General features: G+C 46.5%; 22 protein-coding genes. 4 read left to right on the top strand and 18 right to left on the bottom strand.

The genetic code is table 11. The features are described from left to right. Positions 1-28 precede the first annotated feature (28 nt). From ASL11_RS11925 to ASL11_RS11905, 5 genes are all read right to left on the bottom strand, one after another. A complete protein-coding gene (locus ASL11_RS11925; protein WP_200962426.1) occupies positions 29-1069 on the bottom strand; it encodes a glycoside hydrolase family 88/105 protein in 1041 nt (346 codons plus the stop codon). Between the two features lie 38 nt (positions 1070-1107). After that, positions 1108-1410 (bottom strand): alpha-L-rhamnosidase-related protein, encoded by a 303-nt coding sequence (locus ASL11_RS36970; RefSeq protein WP_056613890.1) that lies wholly within the window; start codon positions 1408-1410, stop codon positions 1108-1110. After that, complete coding sequence (locus ASL11_RS36430; protein ID WP_157256910.1) at positions 1379-1564, bottom strand: hypothetical protein; 186 nt, start codon at positions 1562-1564, stop codon at positions 1379-1381. The genes ASL11_RS36970 and ASL11_RS36430 overlap by 32 nt, the downstream gene beginning before the upstream one ends. A gap of 380 nt (positions 1565-1944) precedes the next feature. Continuing rightward, complete coding sequence (locus tag ASL11_RS11910) at positions 1945-2898, bottom strand: 6-bladed beta-propeller (protein WP_056613884.1); 954 nt, start codon at positions 2896-2898, stop codon at positions 1945-1947. Positions 2899-2912: 14 nt separating this feature from the next. Beyond that, entirely contained in the window at positions 2913-3725 is an 813-nt protein-coding gene (locus tag ASL11_RS11905; RefSeq protein ID WP_056613881.1) for a phytanoyl-CoA dioxygenase family protein, read from the bottom strand. Positions 3726-3904: 179 nt separating this feature from the next. Between ASL11_RS11905 and ASL11_RS11900 the strand changes: the two genes are divergently transcribed. The 4 genes from ASL11_RS11900 (at position 3905) to clpP (ending at position 6937) form a co-directional block, all read left to right on the top strand. Beyond that, positions 3905-4810, top strand: a complete 906-nt coding sequence (locus tag ASL11_RS11900) for an AraC family transcriptional regulator (protein ID WP_056613878.1) — start codon at positions 3905-3907, stop codon at positions 4808-4810. A 534-nt stretch (positions 4811-5344) separates the two neighbouring features. Next, positions 5345-5938 carry an ArsR/SmtB family transcription factor gene (locus ASL11_RS11895; protein WP_056613874.1) on the top strand — a complete coding sequence of 198 codons (594 nt, stop codon included), beginning with the start codon at positions 5345-5347 and terminating at the stop codon, positions 5936-5938. Between the two features lie 13 nt (positions 5939-5951). Further along, the gene (locus ASL11_RS11890; RefSeq protein ID WP_056613871.1) at positions 5952-6275 is read left to right on the top strand and encodes a hypothetical protein; all 324 of its coding nucleotides are present in this window, start codon (positions 5952-5954) and stop codon (positions 6273-6275) included. 80 nt (positions 6276-6355) lie between these two features. Then, positions 6356-6937 (top strand): ATP-dependent Clp endopeptidase proteolytic subunit ClpP, encoded by a 582-nt coding sequence (gene clpP, locus ASL11_RS11885; protein WP_056613869.1) that lies wholly within the window; start codon positions 6356-6358, stop codon positions 6935-6937. Positions 6938-7209: 272 nt separating this feature from the next. Here the strand turns inward: clpP and ASL11_RS11880 are convergent, their stop codons facing one another. The 13 genes from ASL11_RS11880 to ASL11_RS11830 form a co-directional block, all read right to left on the bottom strand. After that, positions 7210-8394 carry a M24 family metallopeptidase gene (locus tag ASL11_RS11880; RefSeq protein ID WP_056613866.1) on the bottom strand — a complete coding sequence of 395 codons (1185 nt, stop codon included), beginning with the start codon at positions 8392-8394 and terminating at the stop codon, positions 7210-7212. A gap of 473 nt (positions 8395-8867) precedes the next feature. Continuing rightward, positions 8868-9350 (bottom strand): hypothetical protein, encoded by a 483-nt coding sequence (locus ASL11_RS11875; RefSeq protein ID WP_056613863.1) that lies wholly within the window; start codon positions 9348-9350, stop codon positions 8868-8870. A 16-nt stretch (positions 9351-9366) separates the two neighbouring features. Then, complete coding sequence (locus tag ASL11_RS11870) at positions 9367-9792, bottom strand: hypothetical protein (RefSeq protein ID WP_056613859.1); 426 nt, start codon at positions 9790-9792, stop codon at positions 9367-9369. Further along, positions 9789-9935 carry a hypothetical protein gene (locus tag ASL11_RS36425; RefSeq protein ID WP_157256909.1) on the bottom strand — a complete coding sequence of 49 codons (147 nt, stop codon included), beginning with the start codon at positions 9933-9935 and terminating at the stop codon, positions 9789-9791. Before ASL11_RS36425 ends, ASL11_RS11870 begins: the two co-directional genes overlap by 4 nt. Before the next feature lie 16 nt (positions 9936-9951). After that, on the bottom strand, positions 9952-10101 hold the full coding sequence (locus ASL11_RS37085) for a hypothetical protein (RefSeq protein ID WP_164483567.1): 150 nt from the start codon (positions 10099-10101) through the stop codon (positions 9952-9954). Between the two features lie 22 nt (positions 10102-10123). After that, entirely contained in the window at positions 10124-11023 is a 900-nt protein-coding gene (locus ASL11_RS11865; RefSeq protein WP_056613857.1) for a hypothetical protein, read from the bottom strand. 13 nt (positions 11024-11036) lie between these two features. Then, positions 11037-11969, bottom strand: a complete 933-nt coding sequence (locus ASL11_RS11860) for a hypothetical protein (protein WP_056613854.1) — start codon at positions 11967-11969, stop codon at positions 11037-11039. Beyond that, on the bottom strand, positions 11966-13477 hold the full coding sequence (locus ASL11_RS11855; RefSeq protein ID WP_063795553.1) for an ATPase, T2SS/T4P/T4SS family: 1512 nt from the start codon (positions 13475-13477) through the stop codon (positions 11966-11968). Before ASL11_RS11855 ends, ASL11_RS11860 begins: the two co-directional genes overlap by 4 nt. A 23-nt stretch (positions 13478-13500) precedes the next feature. Next, positions 13501-14736, bottom strand: coding sequence for an AAA family ATPase (locus ASL11_RS11850; protein ID WP_056613851.1), 1236 nt, complete (start codon positions 14734-14736; stop codon positions 13501-13503). Between the two features lie 33 nt (positions 14737-14769). Beyond that, a complete protein-coding gene (locus ASL11_RS11845) occupies positions 14770-15477 on the bottom strand; it encodes a hypothetical protein (RefSeq protein ID WP_056613848.1) in 708 nt (235 codons plus the stop codon). Positions 15478-15676: 199 nt separating this feature from the next. Beyond that, positions 15677-16264 carry a TetR family transcriptional regulator gene (locus ASL11_RS11840; RefSeq protein WP_056613845.1) on the bottom strand — a complete coding sequence of 196 codons (588 nt, stop codon included), beginning with the start codon at positions 16262-16264 and terminating at the stop codon, positions 15677-15679. A gap of 24 nt (positions 16265-16288) precedes the next feature. After that, positions 16289-17452, bottom strand: a complete 1164-nt coding sequence (locus tag ASL11_RS11835) for a YhgE/Pip domain-containing protein (protein ID WP_056613842.1) — start codon at positions 17450-17452, stop codon at positions 16289-16291. Between the two features lie 302 nt (positions 17453-17754). Further along, entirely contained in the window at positions 17755-18828 is a 1074-nt protein-coding gene (locus tag ASL11_RS11830; RefSeq protein ID WP_056613840.1) for a Gfo/Idh/MocA family protein, read from the bottom strand. Positions 18829-18841 lie beyond the last annotated feature (13 nt).

Raw genomic sequence — 18841 nt, 5'->3', positions numbered from 1 at the left:
CCATGTATCCTAGTATCATCTAGTAGACTTACTCTATCAAAAGCGACTCTACGAACAATTGCATCGTTAAGCCTTGCCCATAGAGTGTCGGACATATACGAATTCGATTGTAATCTTCGATGGTCGGCTTAACCGCCGTCCCTCCGGATACGCCCGTCACTTCGCCCTTGGAAGTAATTAACCGAAGTACACTTTCCAGCGTCAATCGGCTCAATGCTAAATAAGAGGTATCCAGCATGCCTGCTCTGACTGCTTTGATAAAACCACAAGCAATTCCCGCACTCCCAGACGTTTCCTTGTAGAAATCCTGCCGATCGAGTACGGTGTGCCATAAGCCATCTTCTGCTTGGCGATCACGCAGACCCTTTGCAAGCTTCGCATAGCGTTCATTAAGCTCGTCTGGTATCTCAATGATCCCCCTAATTTCCATCACGATTTCCGGTACTGCGATCATGATCCAAGCATTGGCACGATTCCACTGGGTCGCTGACATATGATTTCCTGCTTCACAGTTCCAACCGTGAAACAACAGCCCTGTATCGGGATTCTGCAATAATCGAAGATGAAGCATCGTTTGTCGAAGAGCTTCCTCGGCAGCCTTCCGATCTTGCGTTAATCCCGCGTATCGAGCTAGGAACAGAACCGCCATATAGATGGTGTCTGCCCATACTTGCTCCTGAAACGCAACTTTTTCCGTAACGGTATGCTCGAAGGCCCCCTCGCGTGTTCGAGGTGCTTCGTCGATCATCCAACTCACTATTTCCTGCGACTTTTCCAGAAACCAGCTTTGCTGCTTCGCGCGATATAATGCAGGGAAGACAGCGAATGGTGCCATGGAATTAATCGTCTTCTTCACTTCCGACTTATCCTTGTTCATCTCCACCCATTCCAGCACATATCGGATGACACTTTCTTGCTTGAGCTTACTTCCATAGTCTGCAATCGCTATGATCCCAACACCCGGCACCCAGTCCCATTGATGGATATCCATTCCCCAGTCACCGCGATGATCCTGTATCATATAGAAATAGACCTGAGAGAGCGTGTTGTACATCTCATTGCTTTTCATAATACTTTCATTTCCTTTCAAGTTAAAATTTAATAGTATTACGACGTGGGCAACCCCTTTAGAGCTTGCCGATAGGCATAGACACCCACAGAAGGCACATTTACATTAAATGTCAAGTATTGCCCTATTGCGTTGGATTGAGAAGATGCTGCACTCCCGCCGCTTGCCGTACTTTCCGAAAACGTGCTATAACCCTGGTGTTCCATACCTTGGTCATTCCCCCGTGCTTCAAAGCAGGTGGTTGCTCCTTCTTTGAGTATATTCCCCCAAGAATGCTCATCGTCAGCCGAGAGCAAGTCATAGATCAGCTCATTCTCTGCGACCTCCGCTAGAGCTTTCATGACAAAGTAGGAGGAATAAACCCCGCATGCGAAGCTTGGTACGGATCATGTCGACAATAGCGCTGACCGATTCCTCTGGAGCGATATGGAACAGCAGGGGGAGTACATTGGCATGCAGGGCATGATGCGTACTCTCCTCCGAATCTCTGAACAAGGCTTCCTTCTCAGTGCCGGTAAAAACATCAGCATAATGGGAACGTTTTTACGGAAGCGCTTTCAATCAAATCCCCGTTTCCTCAAGACATGTCCGGATGCTGTTATTTGGAGTACTTTCTCAATATATCTCATCCTCACAAATATTGTTTTTTTCAATAAGCTTGAATTGCTTTACTGAACTCTGGATCTATCGTATCTCGTGCCCCTTTCCGATTCAATTCACACATTTCCGAGTAGCTCACATTTCTCACATGATGCCACACCTCACCTATTTCACTGTCCTTAACTATTTTACTGTTGCCGAAGTATTATGGTATGTGCGCAACAAAAAAAAGCGATTATAAGGGATTACTGCCCTCACAATCACTTTGCAAATGTCTATCCGTATTTACGTTTCAGCTTCGTTAATCGTCCATCCGAAATCCACTCGGCTACATACACGTCGCCACGGGAATCGACACAAATCCCATGCGGTGAGCTAAACTTGTTTGCACGAAAGTAGCCTTTATCTACATTTGGCCATCCTTGCTGTGATTTAGCCTGACGATCCTCACCCAAGTGAGCGACTAATCGGTCATGTTTATCAAATACCGTTACTCGGCTGTACAAGTCTGGAATATACATCTCATCCTTGTGGAAATAGAAGCTGCAAGGCATATCCATATCATGGTCGAAGCTGCGCTTAAACTCACCATTCAGCGTAAATACCTGGATTCGATGGTTGCCGCGATCCGCTACATAGATTTCCGGTTCCCCTCGGCGCACATCAATGGAAATACCATGCGGACAATTAAATTGTCCATCTTCCTTGCCTTTTTCTCCCCAGGAGCGGATATAGTTGCCAAGTGCATCATAGTGATGTATCCAGCTCTGTCCATACCCATCAGCGATATATATGTCGCCGTTTGGCGCTACAGCCACGTCCGTCGGTACAAATTTGCGCTCATCGTCATAAATATCCGGTACATCTGGTGCGCCGATCGTCAACAGATGTTCACCTGTTAATGTGGTCTTCACCATCATTCTTTTGGCTGTGTCCGTTACATACAGGAATTCGCAGCCTGCTTCTTTGTGCAGATAAAAGCCGTGCGCGCCTCCCTCGAACTCTTCGCCCCAAGCATTCAGGTACTCCCCATCGCGGTCAAAAACGACAACCGATGGTCTCCCTGTGTGGAACAAGTAGACCCGATCCGCCTCATCTACGACAATGCCGTGGGAATAACCCAGCGTCACATGATCAGGTATTTTTGCCCAATTTGGGACGACTTCATAATCATGAGACGTATTACCAACTTGCAAAGCATGTAAGGATAACGTTTCCAATTCATTCACATGGAGTCACTCCTTTATTTTGTATAAACAACAGGAAAATCTGCTCCGGTCAAAAGTTCACCTGGTTGTACAAGGATATGTTTACTCATGGGGTGATTGCCGACGGGCTCATAACGAATGTTCCCCGGCATATAATGAACCGCAATCGCGCGCCGCTTCGTCTGTGAGTGGTTAGGCAGAGAGCCGTGCCAGGTCATACAGTGATGGTAACCGACCTGACCTTTCTTGATCTCGAACGGCACTGGCTTGATTTCCACACCTGCGGGCAGCAACTCAGGACACTTATGCTGCGGCATATGGTCTGGGCCATGAAGCAAGTGCCTTTGATGATCTCCCCATGTATGACTACCAGGTACCATCCACATGCATCCGTTCTCAACAACCGCATCGTCCAACGCCACCCAAGCGCTGATCAGCTCTGAAGGTTTAATGATCGGCCATAGGGGATGATCCTGGTGCCACTTCGTAGGCCCACCTGTGACAGGCGGCTTGTATTGAATTTGATCATGCCAAATTCGCAATGTGTCAGTACCTGCGAGTTGGGCAACATCTTCGCACAACGTGCGATTAGCTGCATGCTGCATATATAGATCACTGGCCATCCAAATGTTAACAACCTGAACGATGGTCTCATTGGCTTCCATACTCATCCCATATTCGCTTTTATCTACTAAATTACGATTCAAAACCGGTTTCTTAACCGTTTTTCCTTCCAGTACTAGATCCAGCTCACGACGCAGAAGCTCAACCTCCTCGTCATTCAGCACAACCTCACCTTTAACAAAACCATCACGCTCAAACGCCTCCACTTGTTCCACAGTCAGCATGCTTAATCCCCCATCCACGATTTGTTGATAGCCACTGTTGCCGCTTACAAGATCAAGTGTAACAGCGCAGCGCTCGCAAGTCGTTGCAGGAAAGGTTAGAATCAGTTGTACTTTCCAAAGGTTTTTAAGCACAAGCAGCGAACTAGTTGAGAATAAAGATCGATAAGGGAGAACATCTAATGGAGCATTCTCGCTCGCTAGGGCCGATGGGCTTATTACTTCCTGCTGTGAACTATGCCAATATACAGAACGTTACGGTAGGTACTGTTTACGGCCCTCGAACAATTCCTGATTATCAGCTTGTTTATGTGGTTTCAGGTCGCATGGATTTGTTGATCGGCTCCGATACATACGCCATTCTTCCGGGTGAATGTGCTTATTTGGGATCTGATACGCTGCATAAGCTATCCGTCCATCCCGATAAATCAGTCACGTTTATCAGTCTCCACTTTGATTGGCATCGTCTGTCTCCAGAGCCTATTCATCCGGGCCCTAAGCTGAAAAACTTCACGGGGAGCCCCCCATCTGAGCCAGCCCTGCGCTACACGGTTGAAGTTGAGGGTTACGGTAGCGTCACCATCCCCGTTCATTTCAAATTCATGGAAAGTGAACGAATTCTTCATCAGATTGTTCAGGAATACAAAGAAGAGGAGCACGGCTACTCGTTCGTTTTAAGAGGACTTCTGATGCAAGTCTTAACTGAAATCATGCGTCGTGAGTTAGACGTTTCAACCACACGTAGCTCTAAACGAAGCATGATTAGAAATGCCCTGCAGATGATCGTGGAACGCCCTGAGCATGCGTGGAGTATAACAGAACTAGCCGAGAGTTGCGGTTATCATCACATCTACTTTTCCCAGTTATTTAAGGAGGTCATGGGTGTTTCTCCGAAGCCTTACATGATTCATAAACGAATACAATTGGCTAAGAAGCTGCTCTTGAAAGAAGAAAAAGTTGAGGTTGTTGCTAATAAGCTTGGCTATGCCTCTATCCATTACTTCAGTCGGCATTTCAAAGCCATTACCGGGATGTCACCGTCTACGTTTAGACTTTATGGTGGTGAAGATGACCAAAAGATTGAATAGTCTCTCCAAGCTCCCAGCGGTATCTCGTATTGATTTTGGCTAAAGAGATGAATGCCTTCTTTACATCGGCGCTTGATCAAACATCATTGGTTCACTTGTGCTGACTATGGACAAATGTCCTACGGATCTTGGTATTATATAATCTCACCAAACAGTCATTTTCTACATTTCAAAACTTAGTTTTGTTCTTCAGAACTTTATTTGTTACTTCAAAACTTATTTGTCAACCAATAACTACCTCTATTCATCATTCTTTCCCCCTAAAATAAAATAAGCGTTCACCCAATGGAGTGAACGCAGCTGCTAACTAAGGACAAATGTCCTAAACATCTTGGTATTATACAATCTCGCCAAATGGGTTACTTTCTATACTTCAAAACTATGTTTGTTACTTCAAAACTTTATTGTCTACTTCAAAGCTTATTTGTCACCCGATACGATATATCCTCCTCCCCCGCCCATTGACATTCCGTTCTCCACGTAATAAAATATTTGTACGTAACATATAATTTGTACACGGAGGCTATCCACTCCATGCCACAAGACAAAGAGATCCAAGACAGCTACTACATCGAGTCCCCGGAGCAGGCAACGGTGTTGCTAAATCCGCTTCGCGGAGAAATCATCGCTCAGCTCTTAGAACCGGGATCCGCCGCGGAAGTGGCCCGCACCTTAGGCGAGACGGCTCAACGCATCAACTATCACCTGAAAGCGTTGGAGAAGGCCGGCTTAGTTACGCGCGTAGGCACACGCCAAGTGCGCAATCTGGTTGAGGTACTCTACCGTTCGATCGCCAAAACCTTTGTACTGGCCGAATCTCTCAGTATGAAGCCTGAAACCTTGCAAAAGCTGAAGGATCAGAGCTCGCTCGCTCATCTCGTGACAACTTCCGAGCGAATCCGCCGAGATGCTATGCTACTCATGGAGCAGTCGGATGTCGGCGAAGTGATTCCAAGCGCGACGCTACAGCTTCAAGTGCAGCTATGCACGGAGCAACAGCGACATGCATTCATTGAAGAATACACAGCAATGGCCCAGCAGTTAGTACAACGCTACGCAGGTGTTCGCGGTGACGAACAAGACGCTTATCAGGTATTACTAGCCGTTTATCCCAAACCAAAGGAATGAGGAGGCAATTACCATGAGTCAAGAGCAAGAGCTTGGGCATGCACATGAGAAACAAACAAATCTGCCACAGCAGGATACTGCTCCATCATCCGTATCACCTATCATCGCTTGGGAGCAGCCCCTTGCCAAAACAAGCGATTCCTCCAAAAGCAAAGTCATTTCGATTGAATCTTATCGCCGACAAGATGCCGCATCTATAGATTCCGAAGCAACCGTTACTGTTCGCGAGTTTCCATCATTTCAAAATGAAGAACCTATTCGACTCATCATGGTTTCCTCTGGATTTGGACAGAAGACTACCGTGCATACCCATACGATCCAATGCAAAGCCGCTTAGTGCGCTAAACCATTTAATTACGCTAAACCTTAATCTTTTAAACAAAATAACCCATTCCCATCTTAGAAAGGATGATTTCAATGAGCTTCATACCAATGGTAGTCGAACAAACCGCGCGCGGAGAGCGCTCGTATGATATTTACTCCAGATTGCTGAAAGACCGCATCGTGTTCCTCGGTACGGAAGTTAATGATCAAGTGGCGAACGCGATTATTGCCCAGCTTCTGTTCCTTTCCGCAGAGGATCCTGAGAAAGATATTTCGCTCTACATCAACTCGCCAGGCGGATCTACCTCAGCTGGTCTCGCAATTTATGACACGATGAACTTCATCAAACCTGATGTATCCACGATCTGCGTAGGTATGGCTGCCTCCATGGGCGCTGTTCTGCTGACAGCTGGTGCTCCGGGTAAGCGTTTTGCTCTACCGAATGCTGAAGTTATGATTCACCAACCTTGGGGAGGCACACAGGGTCAAGCGAGTGATATTCAAATACGCACCCAGCATATTCTTCGCACACGCAGCATTCTGAATGGCATCCTTGCCGAAACGACCAAACAACCGATCGAGAAAATCGAACGGGATACGGATCGCGATTACTTCCTAGAAGCAGAGGATGCGCGCGTGTACGGGTTGATTGATAAGGTGATTTCGCGAATTTAACGATATCTGCAAAATGAAAAAGACTACCGAAGAGCTTACCTCTTGGTAGTCTTTCGTTTTATTTCATCGCATTAATAGTTGTGGCCTGCACTAATTAAACTGCCTGCTGAACGGAGCGATGGGGATAGTGGTAATAGTCGCCCTCGTAAACGGACATGCAACTCATCCCTCTCCCCCTGCTTCGCACAAAATAACAAAAACCCGCCATCCGTTTCCAAAGAAACAAGACAGCAGGTTTACTGTATTCCGATGCGAAATCTCGCTAGTCTTCGTTATAGACTTCGTATCCCATCACGGGATACGGTCAGTTTCTCGTATCCATCTTCGGTGATCAGATACGTATCTTCAATACCTACGACACCTCGCCCAGGGAAGGTGAACTTGGGCTCGATCGCGATGACCATGCCAGGCGCCAGCGGGTATTTGAATCCCTTGGCGAGAACGGGCAACTCATCGATTTCGAGCCCGATGCCGTGACCAAGGAATTTCACTTGGTCAGCGCCGTACCCCATGAAGTGGGCGCTGAGGCCAGCTTCCTGTACTTGATCCAGCGCGAGCAGATACAAATGCTCGGCAATCGTGCCAGGCTGCAGCCTGGCTTCCGTGGCACGGAGGACTTCCTCCGCCACGTCATAGGCTCGCTGCAGCTCAGGGTCTAGATCTCCGATCACGAGGGTGCGCGTCTGATCGATCAAGTACCCGTCGATGGTGCAACCAATATCGACGAGAATCGGATCGCCGCGCTGAATCTGCGCGCGGCCTGAGCTCTGCGGGCTGGACGGGTGAAGCCCTGTGCCCCCGGCCGGCCCGTCAAAATAGGTGGGCACCGCTGCCGATGAGCCTGACGCGACCATTCCGGTGATTAACTCGGAATTGTACGCGCGCATGCGCATCAGCCCTTGGTGCCCGCGCAGCCTGAGCTGATGCTCAATGAGCGCCATCAGCTCAAATTCCGCCATCCCCTCACGAATGTGGGGGATGACCGCCTCGAGCGCGCCGTCCGCGACGCGCGCTGCCGCCCGAATCGCCGCGACTTCGTCCGGCGATTTGATCATGCGCTGCTCTCGCACGAGCAGCGAGCCGTCCTCCCAGACCGCGCCGGGCAGCGCGGTCTGCAAGCGCACGTACAACTGGACGGGTAACACGTCCAGCTCTGTCGCTATACGCAGCGGATCTCCCGCCGCTGCGTCACCGCCAATACGAGCGCGAAGCCGCTCGCCGAGCGTCTTCCAAGAGCCGAGCGCTTCGACGGCAGCTGCCGCTTCCTCCTCCGCTCGTACTAAGCTTCGACGGACGAGATAGATCGCTTCGCCCTCCGTCGGAATGAACAAATACCCCGTCTGCATCGAGCCGCAGTAGTAATATATATCGACATTGTGTGTGACCAGGAAGCCTGACCACCCTCGCTTACGCATTTCATCTTGCAGCCACTGCTGCCTTTGCTCAAAAATTGTCATAGAAATCGACTCCTATACGCCGTAGATTAACACCTCACTTTCACATTATACATGGAAATTTCCTTTATCGCTCTAACGCTACTCCATCGGCACTCTAACATCGCTCTTACACTAGATCTGGCTCCAACCTCATCAACCAACTCCAAACAAATAAATGGATTTCCTGTATCTAATTTGCTCACTTTTGGGCTCATTTACAGTATAACTGGATTTCCTCCAGCTATTTTCCTTGAATTTTGCCTAATTGAGTGTTTACGAGGAATTTACCTGTACATTTTCCATCTATACTCAAATACTCATCATTTCCACACGAATTAGCTGTATGTTTTCCATTTAAACGGCGCTGGCTAAGCCGATCTCCTTCACTCTCACTCTCACTCTCACTCTCACTCTCGTCCTGAGGCATAAGGAAATAGGGTATGAGAGAAAGGGGCGAGTTTGATTCCGAGTGCGAGTGGGGATGAAGATAAAGCTCAATACACCATCTCCGCAGACGCCTTAATCGTCCACGTAATCGGCTGCAAAACCGTATACGTCCGCGGAAAAGCCAACCGTATAAACATAATCACCCCAGGGCGTTCCAGGGTGACAGTGTAGTCCTGCGCATCATCTCGATACGTGTAGGGAAATATTTCCCCCTCATTAACAACCTTAAATAAGTCAACCGCCACCGTGCTCTGCAAAAACGTATCCGGCAGGGGCTCGTTATCCGCATTTAATCGTAAATTGGCCTGCAAATATGCCATTGCAGCCTCTCTTGCTCTCGTTTCATCAATCGAATGAATCCCTTGTGCAAGCTTTGCTGCATCACTTTGTTGAGCAGCAGCATGCACAGCATTGTTCAGCCCATGTTTCCCCTGAAATACGGTATGCATAGCCAACTCTTCATCCGTTTGAAGCCCATAGAGCGACATAAAAACCACGCTCATTAACACCATTAATAGCAGCTTATACACGCCATTCCCTCAACTCTCATGGCACATATTCACTCATCTTCATGCCCGTCGCACCCATACGATCGGAAGCCAGCGGCACCGAAATGCCGACCAGCTGATCAATGACAAAAAGCCGCTGATACGGATACGTAATCGTTAAGCGCAAGCCCGTTCCTCGCCAGACCGGCGCATTTGCATCCATGCCACCAACACCTGAGTTGGTAGCCACCGTATAGGCAAGCTCATCAACCAAGAAACCTCTTTCCGCCATACGCTCCCTGGACTCGGCAATCATCGCTGCATTGATATACCCGTGGCTGCCGTTTGCCCCGACCTCGAGCAAATAATCGACTTCCTTTTGCAGCACAGCCTGTCGAACAATAATGATATGCTTGTACACCGGTGCGAACATGAACCAACAGAGCAAAGTCGCAAATAGTATAAACACCAAAATCTGCTTCATGGATTAATCCGCTCTATAGATCCGCTAATTCTAGCCCCGCTGTTGCTAATCTGCTTGCGAGTTCCCGTGCTTCCCCCAACAACATCCATATAAATGCCGATTACAACAATCATCAAAAGCACTGTAACAAGAATGGATCTCATACACCGCCTGCCTTTTCTAAGGTTGAAGTGCCGTAATATTCGTATTTGCGGTCGTCCCATGGGTCCCGATATTTCGTCTCATACCTGTTGATCCATCATTGATAATCGTTGTAAACAATAAAGCCACCACAATCAGCATCATCACCGTTACCAAAATATTTCTCATCTACTTACTCTCCCATCGCATGTTAGTTAATTGCATCAAATAATCGTTGCCCTTCGGCGATCCAAGGGTACATAAACACTCGGAAAGTATTCAATATCGGCAGACCCGCAAGTACAAAAAGCACATACGATACCGTTTCCTTTTTGCTGTCGCGAATCAATTCCATCTTCTCTTTATAATCCTGAATGCGCTGCTTGATCAGCTCGTAATAGCCCCCATGTTCATTCAATCTGAGTGCATTCAGCGTTTCTCCAAAGCTATGAGCTTCCTCCGTTCCTAGTCTCTTTTTAAAATGGGAAATTGCCTCCTCAGCCCCTTGATACCATTCATTGAGCAGCAGCTGAACATGAACTCGAGTCGATGTCGTCTGACCGACACATAGTGATAATTTGTCATGCAAGTTTAATTTCGAATCATTATAGTACAAGAGCTGTCGACTGATTGCATAAATATCCCGAACGATGCGCTGGGAACGCTTTTCTTTGAGCTGTGCAAGCACTTTGCCATCCCATATAAGAAAAATCGACACGACTGCCGATCCAACTAACACGTACGCAGGCTGCATATGCAAAGCAATCCAAGGATGCTCGAAAGCCGCATATCCCATCCCGCCTACTAGAAATGTCACTGCTAAAAGCAATCTTCTCGTTCCCTCATACAGGTTCGCATTCAGCCAAATCCCGCATCCCAACAATAATTGGCGCTTCGCCTCCACCGCTTTTGTGCTCATGCCCAGCATTTTGTACAACATTTGGGGAATTTCGGCCTCTTTTAGCGTGCTCTTTACCTGTAAAGATCGCCATCTTCTCTTACGTGCTGGCAAGTATCTTAACCCCTGGTAAATCAGGATCATAAAAAGTATAAATAAGAGCAAACGCGAAGCATATTGCAGCATTAACAGCTGGGTATTGACCATAACCATAGCATTCACCTCCTCACATTCTTCGCATAGACAAGTAGATCCCCATCAGAAACGATACAAAAATCAGTAAAAGTGCATCCAAAATCATATTCCGACCAGCGGGATCGATCACATAATATAAATAAGCGTTATCTGCGTTTACCTTAAAGTTAATCCACATGAATAAGGCCATAAATCCAATTGGTGTAAAATTGGCAATGCGTATTTCCAACAGTCGATTTCTTTCCATCTGATCAAAACGTTGTGCTTTACGCATGTCGGTGATCAGTTCCTTCAAGCTATCTCCGACAAAGCTTCCCTCCTTCAAGGCCACTCGCATGATTCCTGTAAAATAGTCCGCCCAAATGTGCCCAAGCGTCAGGTTGAAAATGCGCAAGCTTTCCTCGGTATCCCTTTGTGTCATGAGATGACGATATAATTGCTCGAAAACAGGCTTAATCGGGTACAAAATACGATTTTCCTCTATACAATACTTCAGCGCAATTTTCATATTTTGATTAGGGTCCATCATATAAGACTGGAAAAACACTTCAACAGCCGGAAGAAACTCTAGTCTCGTTCGCAAACGGACACTTACCAGCTTCACTCGAAGCAGCAAATACGGCAGCGAAGCGCCAATCATCGTCATAATAAGTGCGCCTTTGAAGGTTTGAAAAAACACACCCCCAACCAACAAGCCGAATAATAACCCAATTAAACTTATCGTCAACATGGCTTGCATACTTAGTCTAGATTCGACGGATTCCAGCAACTCCTTCATATGCTTATATATCCAGCCCCATGTCTCCAAATAAGTGGATATTCTCGCGCTAACTGTAGCATTTCTTACATAGTGCAACCTGAACCTAGCCTTGCGTTGTCTAATAAGCAGCTCTAACAGAACTCGAAAAACAACATAGACGAGCACAAATAACAGCAAGAGAAAGACATATTTGGCGAAAATCACGGTTCAAAACCGCCTTCTTTCCCTTCATTTTCGAGAAATCCGTGCTCTCTCAACAGCGAATACTGTCTTCGATCAGCCTTCCTTATTTTTCGCGATGCATGAAGCGACAATTTCCCGGGAAATGTCCATTCGCCTGTCGAGTTGTCATAAAGTGCTAAATCCGTGACGAAAACGCATTCATTTTCATAGCGATATTCGACGATTCGCACAATCTTTCTTTTCCTGTGTACAACCTGCATTTCAATGCCGATATGTGTCACAAATTCCGTAATCCTTTTCGTTAACCGCTTCGAATCCATTCCTCTGCCATCCAGCATACACATGTCAGTAATCGCATCCGGTACGTCTTCCAGCTCACTCACATGGACTGTCGTCAAACTACCCTCATGACCACGTGTACAAGCGCGCACGTACAAATTGGCATCTACATCCCTAATTTCTGCGTGACAGATACGCTTCGGCGACTGCCTTAATGCCAGCTTAAAAGCCTGCAAACCCGAATGCCTCGGATCTTCCTCGTCAATTTCGTATTCAACGATATTTTTATGAGAAAAATCTCGCTTTAAATTCAACTCGAATCGGGATTCAATTGTGATCAATCGTTCGTTATCGTCCATTTCGGCAATGAGCGCCTTAATTAAATTGGTTTTCCCTGAATTGGTCGGTCCAATGACGACCATATTGAAATACGTGTGGATGAAACAACGAAGTAACACTTCCATGCGGGAATCCATCGTGGCCAGATCTGGGGAAGCAAGCGAGGCTAAATCAAATCTTTTTACCGTATAAAAGCGTATCGTTAAGGTGGGTTCAGCCGTAAATCCGAAGCCAGTCATCGTTACTCGCGACCCATCCTGCAGAACAACCTCCGCCCAACGCTTTCTAGGATTGAGGGTATCGTGGTTAAATAATACTAAATTTTGTTGAATTCGCTCTAATTCTCGAATAGATGGAAGCTCGTAAGACGAAGGTGTAGCCATTCCTCCACGCACTTCAAAAATCTGCCTCCCCACAACCTGAATCTCTTCCAATCCTTCCTTCTGTTTGAGAACGAGTTCAAGGACATTTAAGCCAATAATTTCGGCAAAAATCGCTTCAGGCAGTGTCGTATACCCACTAGTCCTAGGTGGGATGTCCGAAAGTCTCCTTTTCGACACGAGATCATGAATAATGGCCAGCAGCTTTCCACGATCCTCTTCATAGCCTAGAATTGCGCGATTCAGCGTCTCGTTATACAGCTGTTTTTCAGTCTCAGATCTACCTTTCAGGGCAACCAACTCACTGCGAATCTCTTGCACCCATTGCTGGAAAAAGGCTTCCTCACCTGCGCTAGCGTGATCCTGTACGCTGCCAGTTCCACGTACTCCGTTAGTCTGTTCGACCATTCTATCGTTGGAATCATTAGCATCAGCTGCGTGTAATGTCGGGTAGCGCCCCAATCCCAACACAGCCTCTTCCGTCCTACGTTCATGCATGTAGGTAATCATCGAAAACCTTTTTCCACTCACTCCTTTACCCTCCCGATCCTGATTTAGCTGACCGCGCGTTTGCCAGCAATGAGCTTCTGGAACCATGTTTCCTGCCGCACACTCGACCTCTGGGGCAGCTTGTAAAAATCAGCAAACTTCCGAGCTACCGCTTTCACCTCATGATGCATGGGATGCGTTGGGTTCAACAGTTCCATCAACTTACCTTGGTTGCAACGCGCAAGCGCATCCCCATGTCGACTGACATGTCCAATTAAATGAAGCTGCGTTTCTTTCCGAATATCTTTGATCGTAAATTCGCTTTGCTTCGCATGCCGGTCCGTTTGTACCGCCATAAGCTCGAAAGCATCTGGCTGCAAGCCAAATACAGATCCGACCTGCCTAATCCACCTCGAGAAATCTTCCTGAAAATGTGCAATATCCCCGGTCGTGACGACAATTTTGCTATCTGCTTCCAACAGCCCGCTTACGGTCGCTGCATTATCCCAATACGCGCTAACTTCGATGATACAGATGTCAAAAGCGCCTCGCGCCACACGCAGTAAATGGATAATTTCTGATGGCGTGAAGAATTCCGCCTGTTCACGCAACATATTGCCATAAAGAACATGTAGGCCATGTGCCTCTTTCGGCTTATCACAAACGTGGAGCAACCTTTCTGGCGTTAAACTTTGAGCTTTCAGTTCCGCCCTCAATCCATCTAACGTAAAAATGTGTTCTTCACGCCCCAAATACCGATGAAGCTTTGAACTTTTCAGATTCAAACAGAGGTAACCAACCTTCTTTGAAGTCTCCATCGCTAACATACAGGCCACTCCATAAGAAGCCAGTGTCGTACCAATATTCGGTGTTGAACCGACGAACGTAATTAATTTACCAGAAAGCGCCTGATTTAATTGACCCCCGTTTGACCCATCAACCCAGGCGCGGATTTCATCCGCAATGACAGCCGTACTGCGCCCTGGGAGGATATAATCCAACTTCATCAGCTTGCACATTTTCACATATTTCTCGTTGATTGAGGCATCGTGATAGTTTGAAAGCAACACAATGATTTTCGTCGTTGGCTCTTGCCCTTGCATACCTTCAAGGAACTCCTCCAGCTCCCCATACGAGAGCTCCCGATCCGAAAGAATGACATGGGAGTAAGATTGCTCCAATGATTTAGACTGTAAATCATTCGCCTCCGTAAATATTCGCCACCCGAACGGTTTGGCATACACCACATTCGTTAGCTCATCAATTAATCGCTGATCTGTCGACACTAGCCCGATTTGCACATGGTTTCACCTCTCTTTTTGCCAAATTACATGCTACTCCTGGACTTGAATTGACGTGGAACTAAAAGCAATGACCACCTTAGCCTTCTTCGCTGAACATAATTGATCGATCTGAAGCCATTCGTTTTCCGTCAAATTCAAATTGATCTGATCTATGGCTCCATTGGCTTCCAGTCTGGAGGTATACATCTTTTGCTCGTCTCCCTGGGCCTTGGATAGCAAATTGGAGTTCTTCGGGTTGTCTACCTCCACATTGGCGGATGACTTCACAGAGGCCACCGTAATTTCCTTGTCACCAAACAATCTGCGTGAACTGCCATCGCTCCCCGACACGTACATTCGAACCCGATCTCCGGCACGAATACCATTCGAAACCGTAAGTAGATACTCTTTGGGAATTTGAAAAGTTGCCTGTTGCTCATTAGGTAGGAGATGATAACGATTCAACTTCCACTTCAGAATGGGCTCCTGTGTGCCTAAAGGAATCATGGACTCCTGTCCAACAACATCCGTAAGTTCCGTCATCCTACTCGATGTATAGCTACCTTTCTGAATCGCCTTGAACTCGACCATATCGGCATGAATAAACTGACCTGCTCGAATAAAATCCTTCGGCACCACAACCTGAACTGTCTGCTGCAGCTCAATCTGATTCACTTGCAACACATAGACCCCGTATACGAGCAATCCAGCCAGCAATGCAGCAACCACACTAATTAGCAGGCTTCTCCTGCGATTCAATCGATCACCTCCCTCCTTTCACCTACAAACACAACAAAAAAACGCAAACCCCAGAGAATTCATCTCCGAAATTTGCGTTCTTCGCAAATCAAACTATATGATTATCAGTTCGAAACAATACACTAAAAGTATCACATAAACTTCCAAATTTCAACATCTATTTACAATAAATTTGGGGTAATCAAATGAAAGCGCTCTGCTATTTGTGATACCCGAGCGCCCGCATGATGAATGCCGTCGTTTGCCCAATCAGCGTCTCCATATCAGGGCGTTCCTCTGTAAACATCGGTTCGAAGAACTCTCGCTGCTTGTAGAAAAACATTGCTCCCAACACAAACATGAGCGTACTATCCAGCCCTTCAAACTCATAGAGCCCCTCTTGTCTACCCTTGTCCAATAAATCACGAACCTTTTTCCACAGCGGGAAAACAAGCTCCCGCATTTTGTCTACACGTGGGGTAATCGTGATAATCTCCATTTGAATCAAGCTAATCAGCTGTGGATCTTCGTTTCGAATTTTGACAACTTCTCTAATCACCTGTTGGATGCCAGCAAGGGGATCTTCCACTTCATAAAACTCCGTTAATTTAATTGCAGGAAAAAACTGCTTAAATATTTCATGGAAAACGCTCTCTTTCCCACCAAAATAATAGGAAACCAGAGCCACATTGGCCCCAGCCTCCTCACATATTTGACGTACGCTAGTCGCATCATAGCCATGCTGTGCAAACAGCTTTTTCGCGGCCAACAGAATTTTCATTTTCATATCTGACTCTTGATGAACCATGTCTAGCGCCCTCCTAATTCTTAGTTAAGCGTTTGATGGAACACTTCTTACCGATGGGGCAACCTTGGTTTTTTTCGCAAATACAACCACCATATCAATGACAAGCGCCACCGCGGCAATCACAAATAAATAGCCAACTTCGCTGCCAACACCAGGTCCACCGAACAAAATATTCATCAACCCGTTGACTGCATACGTTGCCGGGAAGAAATTACTGATCGAATGATAGAAATCTGACAGAAGCTCTCTCGGTACAATCGCACCTGATGAGACCAACTGCAGAGATAGCATAGCAATGTTAAATAGCATACCTGCGTTCCCAAACAATGTCAAAAACATTTGAGCAACCAAAGCAAACGTCAATAAAAACAACGATTCAAAGCCCCAAAGAGCAACAAATCCTTTATCTACATGCCCACCCAAAGAGACAACCATGGTGGCACTGATGAGTCCAACTACAATCGCAGCAATCACCGTTATTCCGATGCGCGCTGCCATTTTTTGCGTTTTAGACAGAGAAGCACCTAGGAGATTGGTTGAAACACTGAAGTTCATTCCCATAATCATCGTACCTACAATAGAAGCTAACACAAGCATCATCGGCAGCATTTGGTTCGGCATATCCTTTACTTTATTGGTGCTTTGGATATCTGAACTCACTTTACTCGCTAACCCTTGTGCAATCTGAGTCGCTTGCTCAGCCGGCAGCTGTGGGTTCATCTGTGTCAAGACAGCTGATGCCCCTGCCGCTACCGCTTCTTTATTTACCGTTGCCGTAATGTTCCCTGCCACAGCTTGCATGACTGACTTCGTCATCGACGGATTGGACTCATTCACCGTATAGGTGATCGGTGCTGTCTGTCCTGGCGTTTGGAGTTTTTTCGAAAAATCCGGCGAAATGTGCATAACCATCTGCACTTCACGGTTGTTTAGCTTGTTCTGAGCTTCTTCATTTGACGCGATAACCTCCGTTTGAAAAGGGAGATTGCTTTGCAAGCTTTGAACAATTTTGCCACCCATGGCTTGATCTTCATTCACGATCGCAATCTTCAAATTCTTCGTATTATCCGAAACTCCCGAATACCCGGTCATCCATATGATGCTAAACAACAACTGAAACGTAATCGCTGTAATAATCCCTACCTTAGTTGTTGCAGGCTTCAAAAAAGCCGCTATTGACGATCCCATTTTGACCACTCCTTATTATTAAACAATCATTTAAAACGAATGTTTAAATGATACGGCAGGAAGGATATTTTGTCAACTTGCTATTACCAACACCCCAGATGATAGTACAACGACAAGAAAATACCTTGAATATGAAAACCCTTCTATTCAACTCTTCTGCCCGTCTAGGTGAGCAAAGGCTGCCCTCAGAAAGAATATCCGCTGGCAGCCTAGTTTTTATTATTCAACTCTTGTTTCCACTAATTTAAATAACCTACTTAAAATAGAACGCGAGCGCAATAAGTCATTATATAGTTAGAGCCTTAACTCCATTTAAGCTTGACTTCATGTCCCGTACGGGAAGATTCATAGATCGCATCCAGTACCAAGTTATTCGTAAAACCACTCAGTGCAGAGCAAATTGGCTCTTTCCCTTCCCGTATGCATGACAAGAAGTGACGGCACATCCGAATCCGATCACCTTCATCGTTATCAGGTGTATATAGGTCTAAATCGATTGGTCGGTCAAACTTCTCTGTAAACAGCTTCCCATATGGTCCTCTATAGCTTGCACCACCTTCTGTACCCATTAGATGATTGAATGGTTGGTTATCCGTATCCAAATGTGCGGCCCAACTCACATCGAGCGATAAAGTGCTGCCATCCTCCATTTTGATCAATGCTGTAGCCAAATCTTCCACATCAAAAACACCATCCCAATTAGGCTTACCCCATTTACCAATCCCTTTCTTTTGGGGTCCGAATTCCGCGTATGTTGAGCCAAATACGGTTACCGGCTTCGGATTGCCCATAAGATAGAGCGCTAGATCCAGCATGTGCACACCAATATCGATTAAAGGCCCTCCACCGGCTTGGTCCATACGTGTAAACCATGTTCCCCAACCTGGAATTCCTTTACGCCGGAACCAGCCAGCTTTTGCAGTATAAATGCGCCCCAATTCGCCTCTTTCTACATGCTCTTTAATCTGTAATGGAATTGACTGCCAGCGTCTTTGGTGGGCTACCATGAGAATGTTGTCCGACTTATTGCTCACCTCTAAAATATAACGAGCACTCTCAGGATTGAGACCCATCGGCTTTTCCAGTAAAACATGTTTTCCTGCCTCGATAGCCTGAATGGCCAATGGAGCATGAAACTGATTCGGTGTAGCGATGATAACCGCATCGACTTCCATGCTTTCGATGAGCTCTTCCGGACTTTTAGCAACATTTCCAATCCCATACTCTTGCGCTCGGGATTCTGCCAATGGTAAATACGTATCCGTAATGGTTGTAATTTCACACTCATCTGGTAGCTTCAAGAATTCGTTGATATGAACATTACCAATATTGCCTGCGCCGATGACACCGATTTTAATTTTGCTTGTACTGCCCATAATTGTTAAACTC

It is taken from the genome of Paenibacillus sp. Soil750 (assembly GCF_001428045.1).
GTDB lineage: Bacteria > Bacillota > Bacilli > Paenibacillales > NBRC-103111 > Paenibacillus_E > Paenibacillus_E allorhizoplanae.
The sequence above is the reverse complement of the archived record's forward strand: the minus strand, read 5'-3'. Positions and strand labels throughout refer to the sequence as shown.

Excerpts from the sequence above, each read along its gene's own strand:
- ASL11_RS37085 (WP_164483567.1), bottom strand. The coding sequence starts at position 10,101 with ATGAGAAATATTTTGGTAACGGTGATGATGCTGATTGTGGTGGCTTTA.
- ASL11_RS11840 (WP_056613845.1), bottom strand. The coding sequence starts at position 16,264 with ATGGTTCATCAAGAGTCAGATATGAAAATGAAAATTCTGTTGGCCGCG.
- ASL11_RS11870 (WP_056613859.1), bottom strand. The coding sequence starts at position 9,792 with ATGAAGCAGATTTTGGTGTTTATACTATTTGCGACTTTGCTCTGTTGG.
- ASL11_RS11900 (WP_056613878.1), top strand. The coding sequence starts at position 3,905 with ATGGAGCATTCTCGCTCGCTAGGGCCGATGGGCTTATTACTTCCTGCT.
- ASL11_RS11890 (WP_056613871.1), top strand. The coding sequence starts at position 5,952 with ATGAGTCAAGAGCAAGAGCTTGGGCATGCACATGAGAAACAAACAAAT.
- ASL11_RS11830 (WP_056613840.1), bottom strand. The coding sequence starts at position 18,828 with ATGGGCAGTACAAGCAAAATTAAAATCGGTGTCATCGGCGCAGGCAAT.
- ASL11_RS11865 (WP_056613857.1), bottom strand. The coding sequence starts at position 11,023 with ATGGTTATGGTCAATACCCAGCTGTTAATGCTGCAATATGCTTCGCGT.
- ASL11_RS11905 (WP_056613881.1), bottom strand. The coding sequence starts at position 3,725 with ATGCTGACTGTGGAACAAGTGGAGGCGTTTGAGCGTGATGGTTTTGTT.
- ASL11_RS11880 (WP_056613866.1), bottom strand. The coding sequence starts at position 8,394 with ATGACAATTTTTGAGCAAAGGCAGCAGTGGCTGCAAGATGAAATGCGT.
- ASL11_RS36970 (WP_056613890.1), bottom strand. The coding sequence starts at position 1,410 with ATGAAAGCTCTAGCGGAGGTCGCAGAGAATGAGCTGATCTATGACTTG.
- ASL11_RS11835 (WP_056613842.1), bottom strand. The coding sequence starts at position 17,452 with ATGGGATCGTCAATAGCGGCTTTTTTGAAGCCTGCAACAACTAAGGTA.
- clpP (WP_056613869.1), top strand. The coding sequence starts at position 6,356 with ATGAGCTTCATACCAATGGTAGTCGAACAAACCGCGCGCGGAGAGCGC.
- ASL11_RS11925 (WP_200962426.1), bottom strand. The coding sequence starts at position 1,069 with ATGAAAAGCAATGAGATGTACAACACGCTCTCTCAGGTCTATTTCTAT.
- ASL11_RS11895 (WP_056613874.1), top strand. The coding sequence starts at position 5,345 with ATGCCACAAGACAAAGAGATCCAAGACAGCTACTACATCGAGTCCCCG.
- ASL11_RS36425 (WP_157256909.1), bottom strand. The coding sequence starts at position 9,935 with ATGAGATCCATTCTTGTTACAGTGCTTTTGATGATTGTTGTAATCGGC.